Here is a 17,277-nt window from a genome sequence, read left to right on the forward strand (position 1 = left end):
CACCACCTTGTCACGGTGCAGTGCGCGGGAGGAAATCCAGATAGGTGCTGGGTAAATCCCCCGATAGTCTGTGAACACTATGTCTGATTTTCCCCCGCGTCAGCCAGCGTTGCCCAAGGGTTTCGGTGTGCTTCTAGTTCTTGCAATCATCTTGGCCTCGATCAACTTGCGTCCAGCTGTCACCTCCCTCGGAGCCCTGCTGGATCCGGCCATTGAAGGTTTGCAGATGAACGGCTTTATTGCCGGCATGATCACCGGGATTCCGCCCTTGTGTTTTGCCCTGCTCGGTCCCTTGGCGCCGCGGCTGGCCGGAAAACGCGGGCCCGAACTGGTAGTGATTGCCGCCATGGGCGCCATCCTGGTGGGAATTCTTGTGCGTTCGGTGGCGCCCGAAACCTGGACCTTCCTGCTGTGCACCGCGCTGGCGCTGGCCGGAATTGCGGTGGGCAACATTTTGATGCCGGTGTTGGTTAAACGCTGGTTCCCGGACAAGGTCGGGATCGTCACCGGCGCCTACACCACGGCGGTGGCTCTGGGCGCCTCGGCGGTGGCCGGGGTGGCGGTGCCGGTTAATGACCTGCTGGGTGGGCAGTGGCGTGTGGGCCTCGCGGTTTGGGCCCTGCCTGCGCTGCTTGCCCTGATTGTCTGGCTGGTTGTGTATTTTGGTCTTCGCGCGCAGATCGCGCAGAAGAATTCCGAAACGATTGCCCAGCGTTCGGCCGCCGCACCCATTGGCCCCATGTACAAAAATCCAACCGCCTGGTGGATTGCCCTGTTTTTCGCGGCCCAATCCTCCGTGGCCTACATTTTTATGGGGTGGGCGCCGAAGATCTTTACCGACCTGGGAATGGAACCGGCGCAGGCCGGTGCCCTGCTGGCAATTCTTTTGGGTGTGGGGGTGCCGCTGTCCTTTGTAATGCCGGCGCTGGCCGGACGGTTCACCCATCAGGGACCCTTGGTGGTGATCAACGGTATTGCCGGGTTGATTGCGGTGGTGGGCATGCTGACCATTCCACTGCAAGGAGCCTATTTGTGGGTGATCCTATTGGGGATCTGCGGCTCGAACTTCCCCCTGGCATTGACCATGATCGGCTTGAAGGCCCACAGCGCCGCCGGGGTGGCGAAACTTTCGGCGTTCGGACAGTCGGTGGGTTACCTCATCGCGTTTCCCGGCCCGTTTGCCGTGGGTGCGCTTCATGAAGTGACCGGGTCATGGACCGCACCCATCTGGCTGATCGGGGCATTGATTATCTTCCAGACCTTCACCGGAATCATGGCTGGCCGTCCGCGATATATTGAAGATCAGCAACGCATCCAGATCCGTTAACTAGCGATGGCTCCCGGGTTGGATTCGGTGCCGTCCAGGTGTTTGCCGAAACCTAGATCCGCATGCCTACCGGCAGCCTGCCCGGCGAGCACCGCACCCATGCTTCCGCGGGCGGCCCGGTTCCGCGAGGCGCGAAGAAACGGGTACTGGACGCTGACGAATTCGTCGACCTGGTGCTTGCGGTCAACCAGGACCAGTTCGGTTCCAGTGCCGCTGTGGGTACTTTCTTCTCGGTAAAGGCCGTCAATGCGGGCTGCGACCTGCGAATAAAAACTGCGTTGGAATTCTCGGCGCTCGATTTGCTTCTCTGAATCGCTGACCAGCCAAGGCTGGAACTTGCCTTCCGAATCCCACCAGTGGGTCATGGCGATGCTTGCCTGGATCACCAGTGAGGTGAACAGGGTTTTGACGGTGGCCACATCGGATTCGTGCCCGATGATGTAGAGCCGGCACGAATTCGAGAGGTTCGTCTGGAGGATGGTGACGGTGCGGAACGCGCGCCCGACATGAGACAGCCCGTCACGTTGCCCCAACCGATACACTCCGCGCATTTCAAAACGTTCTTCGATGATCGCTTCGGTCTTTTTCCCCTGTTGGGCGCCCTGCGCATCAAGTTCTGCCCGGCCGATGCCGTAACGCACCATCAGTCGTTCGGCATGTTCCTGAAACGCCTGGGCTTCATGCGGATAGGTCGTGTTCTCGGCCTTGTTCAGCAGCAGCGAGATACGTTCCTTCAGGCGCTGAAGTTTGTGTTCCGAATTTTTCATGATGATTTCCTCGACGGCGATGGGATTGTTTGGGAGAGGCTTCGAAGGCTCTTAAAGGTCAGTGTGACACGGACCGTGAAATCTCGTTGAGAAGGATGTGGATAACCAATTTTTATCAGCTGCCAGGGACAAGTTGCAGACCCTAGCCGGTTGGCGAAAGCGCGCGTAGAGTGAAGTCACCCAACAGGTTCTCTGAAGGTAGTTCAGGGACCCTGAACGAACTTCGAGAGGTTGTAATGGGAGATTTTCGGACATACACCATGGAAGAACGCGCCACCTACCTCGCCCCGGCCTGCCAGCGTTGCGGACAGCACCGCCACGTGGTCTGGGAAAAAGTTGAGGGTGGTGACGGATACAAACCTCGTGACGCTGGGTGCTCTAATGAGGCCTGCACCGCGTAGGGCCGCACATATTCACAACACCAGGAGCCAGAAAACTGTTCACAGCTTTTCTGGCTCTTGTGGTGTTCGAGGGTCGGGTTTAGACCCGCAGCCCAAGGGTGGAAGAAATCTGTGCCGCCGCGGCGTTGAGCACCGAGGCGATCTGCTGTTCATCAAGATCTCGCGGGGGATAGATGACGGCGATGGCCGCCGGTTTACCCTGCGGCAGCCGCACCGGGACTGCGATGGATGTGAGCCCGGGGATCACTTCGTCGTGGCTGAACTCGTAGTTTTTGGCCGGGTATTGCTCGGGGTGCAGCTGCGAGCGGATGACTCGGCCCGGGGCGCCGTTGTCGATCGGGTGGCGGGTGCCTGGGCGTTGCGCGACGGTGGCGTCGGCGAGCCTAGGCTCAGCGGTGCTCAGGGTGACGGCTGCTTCTCCGTCGAAAACGACCAGCAACGCGGTCATCTGCAGCTGGTCCGAGACCGTGGCCAGATGCGGGGCGGCCGCTGACTGCAACGTTTTGGCGACATTGCGGGCCAGCGCGCCAAGTCGAGCGCCGAGCTCAAGATCGCCTGAGGGCAACCGCTCGACGAAACCATACTGTTCAAAGGTTTTCACCAACCGGTAGGCCATGGAACGGTGGATACCCAGCGCGGAAGCAAGATCGGGAACACTGAGCGGGCGGCTGGATTCGCCGATCAGCGTCAAGGCTTCGAGTCCGCGGCCCAGGGTCTGGGATCCGCCTTCAACACTGCCCTTGGGTGAATTGGTCATTAAACAATCTTTTCATTGTGTGGCTGAAACCGCGCGATTCAGGGGTTCAGAGTGACGTACGTCGACACGTTATGTGATGTACGTCTTGAAGATAGCGTACGTGAAAGCTAGTCTTGTATCTATAGTTACAACCGTGTCGCAAATATAGAGACAATGATGTTTGTGTGACACCGCAAGGGAGCCGAATAATGCAGATTCACCACAGGGGCTATGTCTCTTCAGATCCACGCGTCAAACCAGCCCAGGGGTATGGGCTCAATCGATCGAGTGATCTTCCTGATGAGATGGACGTGCTGATCGTCGGCACGGGCCCGGCCGCTTCGGTGGTCACCGCCCAGCTCTCGCGTTTCCCGAGCATCAATGCCCGCGCCATCGAACTGCGCCCGGGCCGGCTGGAAGTCGGCCAGGCCGACGGCATCCAGGCTCGCTCGGTGGAAACCTTCCAAGCCTTCGGCTTCGCCACTGAAGTAGTTGAAGAGGCCTACCGGAACGTTGAAATGTGCTTCTGGACCCCGGACCCGGAAAACCCGGCCAACATCAAACGCCATTCGCGTGCCGCGGATGACTCCACGGGCATGAGCGAATTCCCGCACATCTACGTGAACCAGTCACGCATCCTGGACTATTTCCTGCGCGACGCCGAACGCGCGCCGGGCAAAATCGTCCCCGACTACGGGATTGAATACCTGGACTGCCAGATCGATCCGGAGGCCGAGTACCCGGTCAGCGCGCGCATCAAGTACTGCGCCGGTCCGCGTTCCGGCGAGGAACGCACCGTCAAGGCCAAATACCTGGTGGGTGGCGACGGAGCGCGCAGCTCGGTGCGCCGTTCGCTGGGCCATAAACTGCACGGCGATGCCTCCATGCACGCCTGGGGAGTCATGGATGTCATGGTGAACACCGACTTCCCCGACATCCAGGTCAAGTGCTCCATCCAGTCCCATGAGGCCGGCAACATCCTGCTGATCCCCCGCGAGGGCGGCTACCTGGTCCGCTTCTACGTGGACCTGGGCGAACTGACCGCGCAAGATGCCGGGGCTATCCGCAACACCCCGGTGGAAGACATCGTGGCCACGGCAAACCGCATCATCCACCCCTACACCATGGACGTCAAAAACGTCGCGTGGTTCTCGGTGTACGAGGTCGCTCACCGCATCACCGACGGTTTTGACGATGTCTCCGACGCCGAACGCGGTTCGCGCAACCCCCACGCATTCATCATGGGAGACGCCTGCCATACCCACTCGGCCAAGGCCGGCCAAGGAATGAACGTGTCGATCCAGGACGGCTTCAACCTGGGCTGGAAGCTGGCAGCGGTGCTCGAAGGCCGCGCGCCGGAAGAACTGCTGAACTCCTATGCCGAAGAGCGCAAGGTGATCGCCCAGAACCTGATCGACTTCGACAAGGAATGGTCCACGCTGATGGCCAAGTCCGTGGAAGACTGGGAAGACCCGGACGAGCTGGAGAAATACTATGTGAAAACCATGGAGTTCCCGGCCGGTTTCATGACCCAGTACACCCAGTCCGCCATCACCACCGGCCTGGAGCACCAGGAACTGGCCTCAGGGTTCCCGGTGGGCAAACGCTTCAAATCCGCGGAGGTCATCCGCCGCGCCGACAACCGCTGGCGCCACCTGGGCCACCTGCATGAGGCCGACGGCCGCTGGCGGGTGTATGCCTTCGCAGACCAAGCGGCCCCGGCGCTGGAGGGCACCGCCATGGCGGACTTCGCCGCCTGGTGGGCCCAGGACGAGTCGTCTCCACGCAACCTGTATACCCCGGCGAACGGGGATGAAGACGCGGTGTTCGACCTCAAGGCGATCTACCAGCAGGACTACACCGAGGTGGAGCTTTACGACGTGCCCAAGGCGTTCCAGCCGTTGAAGGTGCCCTTCGCCCTGCATGACATCAATCAGGTGTTCGCCGCGGGCCACGGCCGCGACATCTTCCGCGAGCGCGAGGTCAGCCGCGACGGGGCGATCGTGGTGGTCCGCCCGGATCAGTACGTCGCCGGCATCTTCCCGCTGACCGCGCATGATCAGCTGGCGCAGTTCTTCGCCCAGCACATGTTGCCGGTCAACTAGTTCCTTTGGGTTTCCCGCACCCCGCCGCTCGGGGTGCGGGAGACTGGTCTGCAGGAGGTACGCCGCGGCTTTCGCGGGGTGGACGCTGGGTTGTCCGAACCAGCTGGTAGCCTCTGGTGATATGAGCCAGCCGTTTAGCGCCCTTCCGGTCCGCCGCATCACCGAACATTCCTTGCTGCCGATGCCGCGCACCGATTGGGCCGCAGAAATTCCGGCGGTCCGCCAGGTTTTGGATGAAGGATTGGAGCTGTCCCAGCTCACGATCTTTGTGGGGGAGAACGGTGCAGGAAAGTCCACGCTGGTAGAGGGGCTGGCGGCAGCCTACGGACTGAACGCCGAAGGCGGAACGATTGATGCAATGCATCAAACCCAGGCCACCGAATCGTCCCTCGGTGCGCACCTGCAACTTGAACGTGGGGCTGGAGCCGGGCGGGGCGGGGTGTTTTTGCGCGCCGAAACCATGCACGGGCACTTCGCCTACCTCAATGAGATCAAATCCCGCGGGCGGCATAACTTTCAAAGCCATGGCGAGTCTTTTATCGAGTTCTTCACCAACCGTTCGCTGATCAACGGATTGTGGGTGTTCGACGAGGCCGAATCAGCCCTGTCCTTTAACGGTTGCCTGATGTTGCTCTCACACATTTCGGATCTGTTGCATGCAGGTTCCCAGGTGGTGCTGTCCACCCACTCACCGATCCTGGCTTCATTGCCGCAGGCCCGCATCTATGAGGTAGGACCATGGGGACTGCGCAACGCAGACTATGACGATTTGGAAATGGTGCGCAACTGGCGCCTATTCCTCCAGGCGCCGGGGCGTTTCCTGAGGCACTTCGAAAACTAGGTGGCCGTGGGGTGATCCTGCACCAGCTTCATTGAGACAAGCTCGGAAAATCCGGCACGTTGGGAGAAACGGATTTTTCGACGCGAATACACCGTGAATCCGAATTTGGCATAGAGTGCCAATGCCGAGGTGTTGGTATCTTTGATGTCTTCCAGGGTGTATTCGTTGTATTCGGGAAGCTGCAGCAACGCGCTGAGCAACGCGGTGCCTACACCCCGGCCTTGGAAGGCCGGTTCGGTCGCGACAAAACCAATTTCGGCGCACCCCTGTGACGCGGCCGGTGAGGGGCGCATAAACCACGTGCGGATCACCCAGGCCGCGATCCGCCCGCGGATCGGACCGAGGTGCTTGAACAAGTGCTGGCGTTGCGGGGCGAAAATCATCTGGTCTGCTTCGGTCAGGGAGGCCAGCCCCGCAGGTTCGCCATCCACCAGCGCCACGTAGAACCGCTCAAGCAGCAGCATATGTTCAAAGGCATCGGACAGTTTGCCGGTGTCGCGTGAAAAACTCCTGAAGTCTTCGGCGAAAGCGCGAACATAGACTTCGGTGATTCGCCGTCGAAAATCTTCGCCCAGCTCGTCGCCGCGTTTCACCTCAATCGTTGAGCCATTCATGGTTTCCGCCCCTGTTCGATTGCTCCATACTGTACCGTGCAGCGGTACCTCGGGCCGGTCACCCTTTCCGAATCGCAGCTGGGCTGGATCGGTGCATTGGAGCAAAGTATCACTGGAGCCTAGCGCCCAGCGATAAAACGTTTGGTCACGGCAAGATCCCGCTCACCCAACCCGGCGTCGATGACCTCGGCGACCGCATCGAGCAGGGTGGGCAGAAGCGCCACCCGAGTAGTGGTTTCCTCGGCTATTTCCTGGACCCCCTGAAGGTCCTTAAGCAGGTACTTGATGGCCCCGGACGGCGAGTCATCGCCGGAGACCAGCCTCTCGCGGCGGGTGTCTAACAGCCGCGAGGATGCGTAACCTCCGCTGAGCAGTTTCTCCACATGGCCGCAAGATCCAGCCCCGAGCGTTCGGCCAGCACCGAGGCCTCACCCAGGGCGAACATTGTGGCACCGACCACCAGCTGATTGCAGGCCTTGGCGACCTGCCCGGCGCCGAGTTCCCCCAACCGCACCGGGGTGCCGCATGGAGCAAGCACAGCGCGTGCGCGAACGCAGGCGTCATGATCCCCGCCGAGCATGATTGATAAGGATCCTTGGATCGCACCGTCTTCACCGCCGGAGACCGGGGCGTCAACCAGCACCACGCGCCCGCCGAAACGGCCTTCAAGTTCGGTGGCAAGGTTTTTTACCCCGACCGCCGAACATGTCGCTCCGATGATCAGGAGCAATGGTGGGCTGTTGGCCGGGCGCCGTTCAAGCCCGGTGAGTAGACCGTCCGGGGCTTCGAGATAGTTGATGATCTGCGGCAGGTCCGGAAGCATGAGGACGATCTCATGACATGTCGCTGCCAGTTCAGCCGCTGAATCCGCCCATTCAAAACTGCCGGTGGACAGCGAACTATCGGCAGCCAGGTCCGTGAGCACCTGCTGTTTGCCTCGGGTTGAGGTGAGGACAACGTGTTGGCCGCCCACGGCCAATCGCCTAGCCATGGGGCGGCCCATCTTGCCTAGGCCGATCATGCCCACACGGGGTGTTGCACCGGATTCGTGATGATTCATCTGATGACTCCTTTGGTGAAGTTGGGGCTAACACCCCACAAAGATACTGCGTCCAATATAACGAACTCTGTTCAACATGCTGTCCTATTCGGTATGCTGTCAAGAAACGAAAGGACGTGGGAAAGATGTCTGTAAACACACAAGCTCTGCGCGTAGGTGTTGCGGTGAGCCTGCCCGAGTCGGACCTGGAACTGATGCGTGAACTCGAGCCGAGGCTTGAATTCCTTTATGAACCGGAACTCACCCGGCCCTACCGTTGGCACGGTGACTGGGACGGGGACCCGAACTTCACGCGCACCCCGGCGCAGGATGAGCAATTCACCCGGATGCTCGGCTCGGTTGATGCGCTCTTTGGAATCCCCGATGTTAACCCGGCGTTGCTGAACCACACGGTGCGAACCAACGATTCCTTGCGGTGGGTGCACACCACTGCGGCCGGCGGAGGTTCCCAGGTCAAGGCCGCGGGGCTTAGCGCAGCTGAACTTGACCGGGTAGCGTTCACCACCAGCGCGGGGGTGCATGGGTCGACGCTGGCTGAATTCGCGCTGTTCGGGGTGCTGGCCGGAGCGAAAAACCTGCGCAAACTCGAAGCCGATCAAGCCCGCAAGTACTGGCCCAACCAGCGTTGGCGGATGCGGCACCTGGATGAAATGACGATCCTGGTGGTGGGCCTGGGAGGAATCGGCGCCGCGGTGGCTGAACGCTTTAAAGCCTGCGGTTCCACGGTGTGGGGGACCTCGCGCAGTGGCCAGGCGGTGCAACATGTCGACCGGCTGATCCACCCGTCCGCACTGGCCGAAGCCGCCGGACAGGTTGATGCAATTGTGGCGACCCTGCCCGGTACCGCCGGCACGGAAGGTTTGCTGGGGGCTCAGGTTTTCGAAGCGGTACGCCCCGACACCATTTTGGTTAATGTCGGCCGGGGGACCGTGGTGGATGAATCCGCCCTCTTGCCCGCCCTGGAGGACGGACGGATTGGTTTTGCCGCTCTGGATGTTGTCGCCCAGGAACCCCTGGCGTCCGGCAGTGAATTGTGGGATCACCCCAATGTGCTCATCAGCCCTCACACGGCTGCGCTCAGTGACCAGGAGACCCGGCGGATTGCCCGGCTTTTCGCGCGCAATGCGACCGCGTTGCTAGATGGCGTTCCCTTGCGCAACAGGGTGGATACCGTAGAGTTTTACTGATGACAAGCGAAAACAAGGGTGAAGACGGCGGCGCCGCCGAGGATAAACCCGTGCGAGATCCAGCCCCCGCGGTGACCCGTGCGCTGGCCATTCTGGGCTTGCTGGCCGAGGCTGAGGGGCGGGCCATTCCGCTGAGCGAACTGGCGCGAACCTTGGGGATTGCCAAATCCTCGTGCGCCAACCTCTGCCAGGCACTGGAGGACGGGGAAATGATTCGCCGTACCAGTGAGGGATTTGGCTTAGGTCGGCGGACCGCGGAACTGGGTGGGGCGTTTTCCATTCAGTTCAATCAGGTGCGCGAATTTTTTGGGCTGATCTCCTCTTCGCCGACCCTGAGTGGTGAGCTGGTCCAGATCGCGATGCTTGACGGCTCCGATGCGCTGTATCTCGCCCGCCATGAGGGCAGGGCACCGTATCGGATCGGCACCCCGCTGGGCTCTCGCTTGCCTGCTATTTTCAGTGCCGCCGGCAACGCGCTGTTGCTGCCGCTCAGTGAGCCCGAACTTGAACGGGTGCTTGCCGGGGTGCTTCCGCAGCGCAGCCGGATCGACGGAATGGAACTGAGTTTCGAGGTGCTGCGCGAGCGCCTCGATGCGGCGCGCGAGCGTGGATACACCATCGATGAGGGCCATTCGACCCTGGGTGTGCTGGGGGTGGCGGTTCCGCTTCCGCCGTGGGCGCCGGGGGACCCTCCGCTGGCCATGGGGGCTGCTATCCCGGCCGATCTGGCAGACCCCGTCCGTATCGCCGCCATTGGGACGGCGTTGCGCGAGGTCGCCGCGCGCCTTGAAAACCCCTGGGGGGCCCAAGCCGCTCGAAAATAACCGGCCTGCATTCCAGACCCAAGCTGATCCCGTCATCTCCGGATGGCGGGATCAGCTGTTTAAGGCCCTGGCGAACCGGAGTCGGAGAAGGCAATTCAAAAAACATCGTTCAATGGGTTGTACGGCGTTCGATATGTTGGTATCTTCGATGCACAGGAAGAGTGATGCCGTTCACTTGTCGAAGGAGACTTCCATGACCACCACCTCAGCCGCCCCCAATGGGGCAGACGGGCCCTCAGCGGATCCGAACTATGCCAAGAACCTGCAGCGCGCCACCCTCGCGGCGAGCATCGGCAGCGCCTTGGAGTATTTTGATTTTGCACTGTATGGATTGGCTACCGCGCTGATCTTTAATGTGCTGTTTTTCCCGCAGGGAGATCCTGCCATGGCCACCGTGGCCGCCTTTGCAACTTTTGGTGTAGGTTTTGTCGCCCGCCCCTTCGGCGGACTGTTCTTCGGAATGCTCGGTGACCGGCTGGGGCGAAAATTTGTGCTGATCGTGACGATCCTGCTGATGGGCGGCGCCTCCACCCTGATTGGTGTGCTGCCCACCTACGAAATGGCGGGAATCTGGGCGCCCATCTTGTTGGTGGTCCTGCGACTGCTCCAGGGCTTCGGCGCCGGTGCCGAACAGGCCGGGGCAACCGTGCTGATGGCCGAATACGCGCCAACCAAACGTCGCGGGTTCTTCTCCGCGTTGCCGTTTATCGGCATTCAGGCAGGCACGCTGCTGGCCGCGGTGGTCTTCTCGATCCTGACAACCCTGCCCGAAGAGGCCCTGATGACCTGGGGCTGGCGTATTCCATTTTTGGCTTCCTTCGCACTGATCATCCTGGCGGTGGTCATTCGCGCCAAGCTGGAAGAAACTCCGACGTTTGTCGAGATGGAAAAACACGATCAGGTTTCCGAGCATCCGGTGCGTGAACTGTTCCGCAACGGTTTCCCCGGCGTGCTGGTGGGTATTGGGCTGCGAATGGGTGAAAACGGCGGCTCGTACATGTTCCAAGGTTTGGCGTTGACCTTTTTTGTGGCCGTCGTCGGGCCGGACGCAGACAAGGGGCTATTGACCTGGGGTGTGACCATCGGGTCGCTGATCGGGGTGTTCTCCGTTCCGTTGGCCGGGGCGTTATCTGATCGTTTCGGGCGCCGGAAGGTGTACCGCGCCGGGGCGTTGTTCCTGCTGGTGTACTCGATCCCCGCCTGGTGGGCGTTGCCCCTTCAAAGCCACGCCTTGGCAATCGCTGTCATAGCGGTGGGAATCGGCATCGCGGTAGCCACCATGCTCGGCCCGCAGTGCGCCATGCTTCCAGAACTTTTCGGCAGCCGTCACCGCTACCTCGGGGTGGCCATGGCCCGTGAAATCTCCGCAGTACTTGCCGGTGGTTTGGCCGGGGTGCTGGGTGCCTACCTCATCGCCATTACCGACGCGAACTGGCTGGTACTGGGCCTGTATATGGCAGTACTGGCGGCCATCACCCTGGCCAGCACCTTCCTGGTTCCCGAGACCCTGCGCCGCGACCTGACACGAACCGATGACGCGGTCAAGATTTCCTCCGTCGAAGCGGGAGACGACGTGTGGCTGGCTGGCAGCCAAGGAACCGGGGCATCAACGGTAGCCGCGCGCACCTCGTTCACCGTTGACGCTGAAGCCGCCCGCGCGGAGCAAGCGGTACGGCACTAACCGCGGCATTCGTGGGTGGGGCACCGGGGCGCAGTCGGTTGACCTTCGTGGTCGCCGGTGCGGCCCCGGTGCCCGCAAACTGTTTGAGTCTTCCTCGGACGAGCACCTATGGCAACGATTCATGCTCGAGTATCAAAGCTCAACGCAGATTCGGGAACTGTGCATGCTTCCTCTAGAGTTGAAGGGGTAGACGAAGGGATGGCACGTGGCCAAGAAACAATCAATTTGGGCTCGAATTTTCGGTATCGGTAAAGCGAATGCCAATGCGGCAATCGATGCGCTGGAAGACCCCAAGAAGATGCTGGACCAGACCGTCCGCGACTACACGAACAACATTGCCGAGGCGGAGCAGGCGGTGGCGCAAACCATCGGCAACCTGCGGATGGCCGAGGAAGACCTCACCAAGGCGCAGAATGAGGCCAACGAGTGGGGTTCCAAGGCGCTGGCCGCCTCCAACAAGGCTGAGGAATTTGCCGCGGCTGGTGACTCTGCCAACCAGCAGAAGTTCAACCAGCTGGCCACCGTGGCAATTCAGCGCCAGATGGCCGCGGAGAAAACTGCCGGCGCGCTGTCCACCACGGTGGGCACCCAGCGTGAGGTGGTGGACAAGCTCAAGTCGGGTCTGAACACCATGCAGACCAAACGCCAAGAACTGGTCTCCAAACGTGACGAGCTGGTTGCCCGTGCCCGCAACGCCAAAACCCAGAACCAGATGATGGACACCATCAAGGCGCTGGACATCAATGATCCAAGCAGTGAAATCAGCCGCTTTGAGCAGAAGATCCGTCAGGATGAAGCCAAGGTCCGCGGCGCCGCCGAACTGGCCGCCTCCTCGCTGGATTCGCAGTTTGCGCAGCTTGAAGATCTCGGGGCGGCTACCGAGGTCGACGCCCGTTTGGCAGCCTTGAAGGCCGCCTCGGCACCGGCCGCTGAGATCCTCGAAGAGGCAGACGGCGCGGCCGCGTTGGAAGCCGGTGCTCCTGAACTTTCTGAAATCGAAGCGCGCCTGGCTGCCATGAAAAAGAACCAAGCGTAGCGGTCAGTTTTAGTGCAAAACACACCAAAAAGGTGAGGTCCCGAACCGCAAATGCGGTCCGGGACCTCACCTTTTTGGTGTTGAAAGATTATTTACCGTTGCTGGCTTCGGACCCGGGCCTCAGGACCGCAGAACCTGCCGAGACATCAACACTGACCTTGAATTCAGAACTGGCGGAGGTGTTGAGCTTGTTCTCTATGGAGCCCGCCGACGAATCGGTTGAGACGTTGTAACTGGTATCCGGCAGGATCAGTTCCATCACCCCGGCGCTCACCCGGGCATCCACCGAACGCGGGGCCTGGCCCTGAAATTGAGCATCCATACGCCCGGCAGACACATCCAAGGTGGCGGCATCCACATCATCAAGCACCAGGTTGGCTCGCCCTGCGCCGAGTTTGGCATCCACCGTGTCAGCCGACCCCACTACCTCTAGTTCACCGGCGCTGACGTCGAGTCCGAGGGTTTTGAAGTTTCCGTCGGCCTGGAACATTCCAGCTCCCAGCTCAAACTTCGCGTCAACGGTTCCGTTGTTCAGTTCTTCGGGCAAGGTCAGCGTGATTTCATTGTCGGTCGCTGAGCAGCCGAAAAAGCAGAAGTTGTTCCAGCCTGCCGGCGGGCGGATCGTGAGGGTGCTTCCCTCGCGCTCCAGGGACCATTGTTCGCCCGCGGTGCTGCGTACCTCAAGGCTGGCCTCGGAGACATCGGCAAATTTCAGTTCAAAACTTCCGGTGTTTGCCTGGACATCCAATGTGCTCACCCCGTGGGCGTCGGCTTGCTGGATAACGTGGCTGCTGTTCAGCGTCGACATGGCGCTGCGGGTTGCCCCGATGGCCATGGTGAGCAGGGCCAGCGCGCCGATCACGGCAAGGACAATATTCAGTGCTTTTCCCGCACCTCGCGGGGCCGGATCCTGTGGGGGATGCGGGTTGATCGTCTGGGTACTCATGGGTTTGTCCTGTCTGTGCGGTTGGTGCCCAGTGTTTCGATGTGGGCGAGGGTGGCCAGCACACGCCGGTTACCCATTCCGTCGGCTTCCAGGCCGAGCTTCTGGAAGATGGAGGTGATGTATTTTTCTACGCTTGCCTCGGAGAGGAACAAGAGGGCGGCGATCGCCTGATTGGATTTTCCTTCGGCCACCGCGGCGAGCACCGTGCGTTCGCGGTCGGTGAGCTGCTGCATTTTTGAATCGTGGTTTCGTCGAGTCAACAGCTGTGCCACCACTTCCTGATCCAGTACGGTGCCCCCGGAGGCAATCTGTTCCAGCGAGGCGATGAACTCCGAAACATCGGCCACCCGGTCCTTGAGCAGATAACCCAGGGCACCGGATTGCGTGGCGATCAATTCCGAGGCGTAACGCTCCTCCACATACTGCGAGAGCACCAGCAGGGGGAGTTTCGGGTAGCGTGACCGCACGGCCAGCGCGGCGCGGATGCCCTCGTCGGTGTAGGTCGGAGGCAGCCTGACGTCCAAGATGCAAATCTCTGGAAAAGCCTCGGCCGGGGCCTGTTCGAGGAAATCGAGCAGCTCGCTGGTATCGGGTAGATCCGCCACCACGTGGTGGCCTGAATGGGCTAGCAATCGCACCAGGCCTTCGCGCAGCAGGACCGAATCTTCGCAGATTAGAACGCGCATGGGACATTCACCTCCAGTGCGGTGGGACCGCCCTGCGGGCTATCCAGGGTGATGCTTCCTCCGGCCGCAAGCACCCGATTGGAAATGCCATCCAGTCCGCCGCCGGGAACGATCCGCGCCCCGCCGGTGCCGTTGTCTTCAATCCGTGCCCACAGTGTTGCCTGCGATTGGTCGCCGGTGCGAGCACGCACCGTGACCCGGCAGGTTGAAGCCCGCGAATGCTTGGCCGCGTTGGTCAGCGCCTCGGCAATGGCGAAATATACGGCGGCTTCGGCATGCCGTGCATAACGCCCGGCGAGCTGAACGTCCAGCTGCACCGGGATGTGGGAGCGGCCGGCAATGGCGGACAACGCGGCATCCAATCCGCGGTCATCCAGCACCGAGGCGTAGATCCCGCGGGTCAGCTGGCGCAGTTCGGTAATGGCCGACTTGGTGGAGGCATGTGCCTCGGCCACCAGGGCCTTGGCTTGCTCCGGGTCGCTGTCGATCTGCTGGTGAGCCAACCCGAGGGTCATGGCCACGGAAACCAGGCGGGGTTGGACCCCGTCGTGAAGGTCTCGTTCAATGCGGGTTCGTTCCAGTTCGGCGGCGCGCATGGCACCTTCACGTTGCACCGTGGTGGTGCGCACCCGTTCGGTCAGTTCGGTTTCACGGGCCGTGGAGCCGATGATTCCCACCGTCACCGCCCGATGCAAAAAGACCATGGAGACGGCCAAAGCCGCACCGAGCAGGGCGAGAAGCAGCATCCAGGGTGCTTGATCGGCGGGGATCTGCATCCCATAGGGGCCGGCCACACGTTCAGCCTGGGTTAATGGGGCGAACGCGGTGATGGACAACCGGACCATCCATTCCAACCCGCTGAGCATGATTGCGCCGGCGAAGCAGGAAATTGCCAGGCTTCCGAAGGCCGCCCACATCCGTCCGTTGGCCAAGTTCCGTCCCAGCGACCGGATATACGGGCCGAACCCGGGTTGTTGGCGTGGGCGCCAAGCCAACGGTGCAATCTGGAGGTTGTAGAGCTCGGAGACTCGGAGGATTTCACAACGAGCCAATCCGAAAATGAGGTAGAGCAATCCGACAAGCATCAGCAGCCCGAATCCAAGCAGGAAGCTGAGCCCGATGCCTGCGGCGAACCAGGCGATGATGAGGGGAAGAACCACCGCCCCGACGGTTCCCAGTGCTGCCAGATGCAAAAGGGTGAACCCGAATCGCAATGGGGGACGGGCAGGCAGCGCGCCCGATGGGGTCTGCAGTGTTGAAGTCATAATTCAATGCTATTTGGGTGTTCGCTGACACAACACCGAGGGAACCGGAGAACATCATTAGGGAAAACCCGAAGTTTTTCCTCACCCGGTTGCAACGGGCAGCAACGATCCCCACGACGGTAGACGCCCACCACGCGTTTTCTCCTCAGCACACCGTTGGTCGGTAGACACATCAAATGCATTATTGTCCGTCAAATTACGATGATGACTAGTAGTATGAAAATATGCCGAAAGACGAAAAAGACGAAAAAGACGAAAAAGACGCAAAAGACGCAAAGGGCGATCACCGCAAGGAACCCATCAAGGTGTCCCCAGCTGCCACCGCAATTGGGTTAGCCATAGTCGCGGCGCTGCTCGCCTTGCCACTGTTGGATCCGCTGACGCGCGCCCGGGTGTTCACCGGAATCATTATGGGTGGCGGGTTCGCGCTGGCGCTGGCGGTGCTGGGTGTGATCACGCTCTTGACCGGTTTGGCAGTCAAAAAACGGCTTGTGGCAACCATTGGTGTGGTGGTGGCGCTTGCCGCTCTGCCCATGTCCTTCGTCGCCAACTGGAATGCCCAGGCGCACCTGCGGGACACCGTGAAGATCGTCAGCGCAGAACAGGAGGAACTTCCGCAGACCGGGTTACGTGCACCCTATCTGGTCGCTGAACGCCAAGCATCGTCAAATAGTTCGGGCACTGTTGGAGACATCGGTGCAACCACATACCTTGCCGGTGAAAACCAGTACTCCACGCTGGTCGAACGTCGGGGTTGGCTGCGTCCGGGCTATGAAACGGTTTTGGTCCAGCGCCTTGAACTCACCGGCCAGGCCAAGGGCGAGCGCTGCGATTTCTCCCCGGAAGCGAACAAACGTATCAACGGATTTTTGGGCAACAGCCTCAAGCGGGCCATTGCTTCGATTGATACCGGCCTGATCGCCAAGGACGTTGACACCTGGGGCTACTGTTCGCAGGGGGTTCCGATGATCGTGGTGCCGGTGACCAAACTGGTGAACTGGTTCGCACCCCATGACGTCCCTGCTGGTGTGGTGCTTTACAACGGGAGCACCGGAGACCTTGAGTACCGCCAGGAGGTGAACTCCGGCGACCTTCCTGGGCCAGCGGTGTCCATTTCGCAATCGCGCCGAGTCAACAAGTCGCTGGAAACACTGAACGGAAACTGGTGGACCACCCGGATCTTGAAGTCCACCGGCATCTCGGATGAACCCAAAGATGAGGACGATACCAATCTGGGCAGCCATTCGAACTTCAGCCTCAGCTACGGCACCGAACAATTCGGCTTTTTCTCGCCGTTCACCTCCCGTGCATCCTCACGCACCATCGACAACGTTGCGGTGCTTGATAGCTCCCATGTGACGGCCGGGCAGGACGCTTCGGTGGCACTGCACCAACTGGCTACCCCGCGGCAGTCCAACGCGGCAACGGCGGATCGGATCAAGGCCGACTACTCCTCGCTCAGTGACTGGGCCACCGGTATGACGGTCATGGAGATCGTCCCCGGCGGTGAAGGTATCTGGCATGCGAGCATCGGCCAGAAACAGAACGTGAACTACCGAGTTCAGCTTAACGCCGATGGTTCCTCCTGCCTGCTCACCGCCACCGGGAACAAATTGCGCTGCTCCAACGACGCCGAGACCGGCGAGCTGCCAGAAGGCAACGGGGACGCGCTGGTGGATCCTTCGAGCCTGAGTACCGATGAACTCAAGGCGCTACACGAAGCGATCCTTGAAGAGCTCTATCAACGGATCCCCACCGAATAATCAGAGGGTGGTCCATCCGGGTTCACTCGGTGTTCCCC

General features: G+C 60.8%; 17 protein-coding genes. 9 read left to right on the forward strand and 8 right to left on the reverse strand.

Going from position 1 to position 17,277, the window contains the following annotated elements:
- The first annotated feature begins 79 nt into the window (after positions 1–79).
- Positions 80–1,327, forward strand: coding sequence for a CynX/NimT family MFS transporter (locus tag ACIOWL_RS04225; RefSeq protein WP_400382006.1), 1,248 nt, complete (start codon positions 80–82; stop codon positions 1,325–1,327).
- Here the strand turns inward: ACIOWL_RS04225 and ACIOWL_RS04230 are convergent.
- Positions 1,324–2,094 carry a DUF2786 domain-containing protein gene (locus ACIOWL_RS04230; RefSeq protein WP_400382007.1) on the reverse strand — a complete coding sequence of 257 codons (771 nt, stop codon included), beginning with the start codon at positions 2,092–2,094 and terminating at the stop codon, positions 1,324–1,326. The genes ACIOWL_RS04225 and ACIOWL_RS04230 overlap by 4 nt on opposite strands.
- A 236-nt stretch (positions 2,095–2,330) precedes the next feature.
- On the opposite strand from ACIOWL_RS04230, the gene ACIOWL_RS04235 reads away from it, so the two are divergent.
- On the forward strand, positions 2,331–2,495 hold the full coding sequence (locus tag ACIOWL_RS04235; protein WP_400382009.1) for a hypothetical protein: 165 nt from the start codon (positions 2,331–2,333) through the stop codon (positions 2,493–2,495).
- A 79-nt stretch (positions 2,496–2,574) separates the two neighbouring features.
- On the opposite strand, the gene ACIOWL_RS04240 is transcribed toward ACIOWL_RS04235, so the two are convergent.
- Entirely contained in the window at positions 2,575–3,252 is a 678-nt protein-coding gene (locus tag ACIOWL_RS04240; protein WP_400382010.1) for an IclR family transcriptional regulator, read from the reverse strand.
- Positions 3,253–3,440: 188 nt separating this feature from the next.
- Between ACIOWL_RS04240 and ACIOWL_RS04245 the strand changes: the two genes are divergently transcribed.
- The gene (locus ACIOWL_RS04245; protein WP_400382012.1) at positions 3,441–5,336 is read left to right on the forward strand and encodes an FAD-dependent monooxygenase; all 1,896 of its coding nucleotides are present in this window, start codon (positions 3,441–3,443) and stop codon (positions 5,334–5,336) included.
- Positions 5,337–5,457: 121 nt separating this feature from the next.
- Positions 5,458–6,177, forward strand: a complete 720-nt coding sequence (locus ACIOWL_RS04250; RefSeq protein WP_400382014.1) for an AAA family ATPase — start codon at positions 5,458–5,460, stop codon at positions 6,175–6,177.
- Here ACIOWL_RS04250 and ACIOWL_RS04255 read toward each other — a convergent pair.
- The 3 genes from ACIOWL_RS04255 to ACIOWL_RS04265 form a co-directional block, all read right to left on the reverse strand.
- The gene (locus ACIOWL_RS04255) at positions 6,174–6,791 is read right to left on the reverse strand and encodes a GNAT family N-acetyltransferase (RefSeq protein WP_400382016.1); all 618 of its coding nucleotides are present in this window, start codon (positions 6,789–6,791) and stop codon (positions 6,174–6,176) included. The genes ACIOWL_RS04250 and ACIOWL_RS04255 overlap by 4 nt on opposite strands.
- Positions 6,792–6,910: 119 nt before the next feature.
- Positions 6,911–7,174 carry a hypothetical protein gene (locus ACIOWL_RS04260; protein WP_400382018.1) on the reverse strand — a complete coding sequence of 88 codons (264 nt, stop codon included), beginning with the start codon at positions 7,172–7,174 and terminating at the stop codon, positions 6,911–6,913.
- Positions 7,129–7,851, reverse strand: a complete 723-nt coding sequence (locus ACIOWL_RS04265; protein WP_400382020.1) for an NAD(P)-dependent oxidoreductase — start codon at positions 7,849–7,851, stop codon at positions 7,129–7,131. Before ACIOWL_RS04265 ends, ACIOWL_RS04260 begins: the two co-directional genes overlap by 46 nt.
- Positions 7,852–7,976: 125 nt before the next feature.
- Between ACIOWL_RS04265 and ACIOWL_RS04270 the strand changes: the two genes are divergently transcribed.
- The 4 genes from ACIOWL_RS04270 (at position 7,977) to ACIOWL_RS04285 (ending at position 12,579) form a co-directional block, all read left to right on the forward strand.
- The gene (locus ACIOWL_RS04270; RefSeq protein WP_400382022.1) at positions 7,977–9,038 is read left to right on the forward strand and encodes a D-2-hydroxyacid dehydrogenase; all 1,062 of its coding nucleotides are present in this window, start codon (positions 7,977–7,979) and stop codon (positions 9,036–9,038) included.
- Positions 9,038–9,862 carry an IclR family transcriptional regulator gene (locus ACIOWL_RS04275; RefSeq protein WP_400382024.1) on the forward strand — a complete coding sequence of 275 codons (825 nt, stop codon included), beginning with the start codon at positions 9,038–9,040 and terminating at the stop codon, positions 9,860–9,862. Before ACIOWL_RS04270 ends, ACIOWL_RS04275 begins: the two co-directional genes overlap by 1 nt.
- Positions 9,863–10,055: 193 nt before the next feature.
- On the forward strand, positions 10,056–11,543 hold the full coding sequence (locus tag ACIOWL_RS04280) for an MFS transporter (protein ID WP_400382026.1): 1,488 nt from the start codon (positions 10,056–10,058) through the stop codon (positions 11,541–11,543).
- A 205-nt stretch (positions 11,544–11,748) separates the two neighbouring features.
- Positions 11,749–12,579, forward strand: a complete 831-nt coding sequence (locus tag ACIOWL_RS04285) for a PspA/IM30 family protein (protein ID WP_400382028.1) — start codon at positions 11,749–11,751, stop codon at positions 12,577–12,579.
- 88 nt (positions 12,580–12,667) lie between these two features.
- Here the strand turns inward: ACIOWL_RS04285 and ACIOWL_RS04290 are convergent, their stop codons facing one another.
- Genes ACIOWL_RS04290 through ACIOWL_RS04300 form a run of 3 tightly spaced genes read right to left on the reverse strand, consistent with a single transcriptional unit; the run spans position 12,668 to position 15,476 of the window.
- Complete coding sequence (locus ACIOWL_RS04290) at positions 12,668–13,525, reverse strand: hypothetical protein (RefSeq protein WP_400382029.1); 858 nt, start codon at positions 13,523–13,525, stop codon at positions 12,668–12,670.
- Positions 13,522–14,211: a LuxR C-terminal-related transcriptional regulator gene (locus ACIOWL_RS04295; protein WP_400382030.1), complete on the reverse strand. Its 690-nt coding sequence runs from the start codon at positions 14,209–14,211 to the stop codon at positions 13,522–13,524. Before ACIOWL_RS04295 ends, ACIOWL_RS04290 begins: the two co-directional genes overlap by 4 nt.
- Positions 14,199–15,476 carry a sensor histidine kinase gene (locus tag ACIOWL_RS04300; RefSeq protein ID WP_400382031.1) on the reverse strand — a complete coding sequence of 426 codons (1,278 nt, stop codon included), beginning with the start codon at positions 15,474–15,476 and terminating at the stop codon, positions 14,199–14,201. Before ACIOWL_RS04300 ends, ACIOWL_RS04295 begins: the two co-directional genes overlap by 13 nt.
- 224 nt (positions 15,477–15,700) lie before the next feature.
- On the opposite strand from ACIOWL_RS04300, the gene ACIOWL_RS04305 reads away from it, so the two are divergent.
- Complete coding sequence (locus ACIOWL_RS04305; protein ID WP_400382033.1) at positions 15,701–17,239, forward strand: hypothetical protein; 1,539 nt, start codon at positions 15,701–15,703, stop codon at positions 17,237–17,239.
- Positions 17,240–17,277 lie beyond the last annotated feature (38 nt).

Origin of the sequence: Glutamicibacter sp. NPDC087344 (genome assembly GCF_044744225.1) — a bacterium.
Lineage (GTDB): Bacteria > Actinomycetota > Actinomycetes > Actinomycetales > Micrococcaceae > Glutamicibacter.

Excerpts from the sequence above, each read along its gene's own strand:
- ACIOWL_RS04225 (WP_400382006.1), top strand. The coding sequence starts at position 80 with ATGTCTGATTTTCCCCCGCGTCAGCCAGCGTTGCCCAAGGGTTTCGGT.
- ACIOWL_RS04230 (WP_400382007.1), bottom strand. The coding sequence starts at position 2,094 with ATGAAAAATTCGGAACACAAACTTCAGCGCCTGAAGGAACGTATCTCG.
- ACIOWL_RS04235 (WP_400382009.1), top strand. The coding sequence starts at position 2,331 with ATGGGAGATTTTCGGACATACACCATGGAAGAACGCGCCACCTACCTC.
- ACIOWL_RS04240 (WP_400382010.1), bottom strand. The coding sequence starts at position 3,252 with ATGACCAATTCACCCAAGGGCAGTGTTGAAGGCGGATCCCAGACCCTG.
- ACIOWL_RS04245 (WP_400382012.1), top strand. The coding sequence starts at position 3,441 with ATGCAGATTCACCACAGGGGCTATGTCTCTTCAGATCCACGCGTCAAA.
- ACIOWL_RS04250 (WP_400382014.1), top strand. The coding sequence starts at position 5,458 with ATGAGCCAGCCGTTTAGCGCCCTTCCGGTCCGCCGCATCACCGAACAT.
- ACIOWL_RS04255 (WP_400382016.1), bottom strand. The coding sequence starts at position 6,791 with ATGAATGGCTCAACGATTGAGGTGAAACGCGGCGACGAGCTGGGCGAA.
- ACIOWL_RS04265 (WP_400382020.1), bottom strand. The coding sequence starts at position 7,851 with ATGAATCATCACGAATCCGGTGCAACACCCCGTGTGGGCATGATCGGC.
- ACIOWL_RS04270 (WP_400382022.1), top strand. The coding sequence starts at position 7,977 with ATGTCTGTAAACACACAAGCTCTGCGCGTAGGTGTTGCGGTGAGCCTG.
- ACIOWL_RS04275 (WP_400382024.1), top strand. The coding sequence starts at position 9,038 with ATGACAAGCGAAAACAAGGGTGAAGACGGCGGCGCCGCCGAGGATAAA.
- ACIOWL_RS04280 (WP_400382026.1), top strand. The coding sequence starts at position 10,056 with ATGACCACCACCTCAGCCGCCCCCAATGGGGCAGACGGGCCCTCAGCG.
- ACIOWL_RS04290 (WP_400382029.1), bottom strand. The coding sequence starts at position 13,525 with ATGAGTACCCAGACGATCAACCCGCATCCCCCACAGGATCCGGCCCCG.
- ACIOWL_RS04295 (WP_400382030.1), bottom strand. The coding sequence starts at position 14,211 with ATGCGCGTTCTAATCTGCGAAGATTCGGTCCTGCTGCGCGAAGGCCTG.
- ACIOWL_RS04300 (WP_400382031.1), bottom strand. The coding sequence starts at position 15,476 with ATGACTTCAACACTGCAGACCCCATCGGGCGCGCTGCCTGCCCGTCCC.
- ACIOWL_RS04305 (WP_400382033.1), top strand. The coding sequence starts at position 15,701 with ATGCCGAAAGACGAAAAAGACGAAAAAGACGAAAAAGACGCAAAAGAC.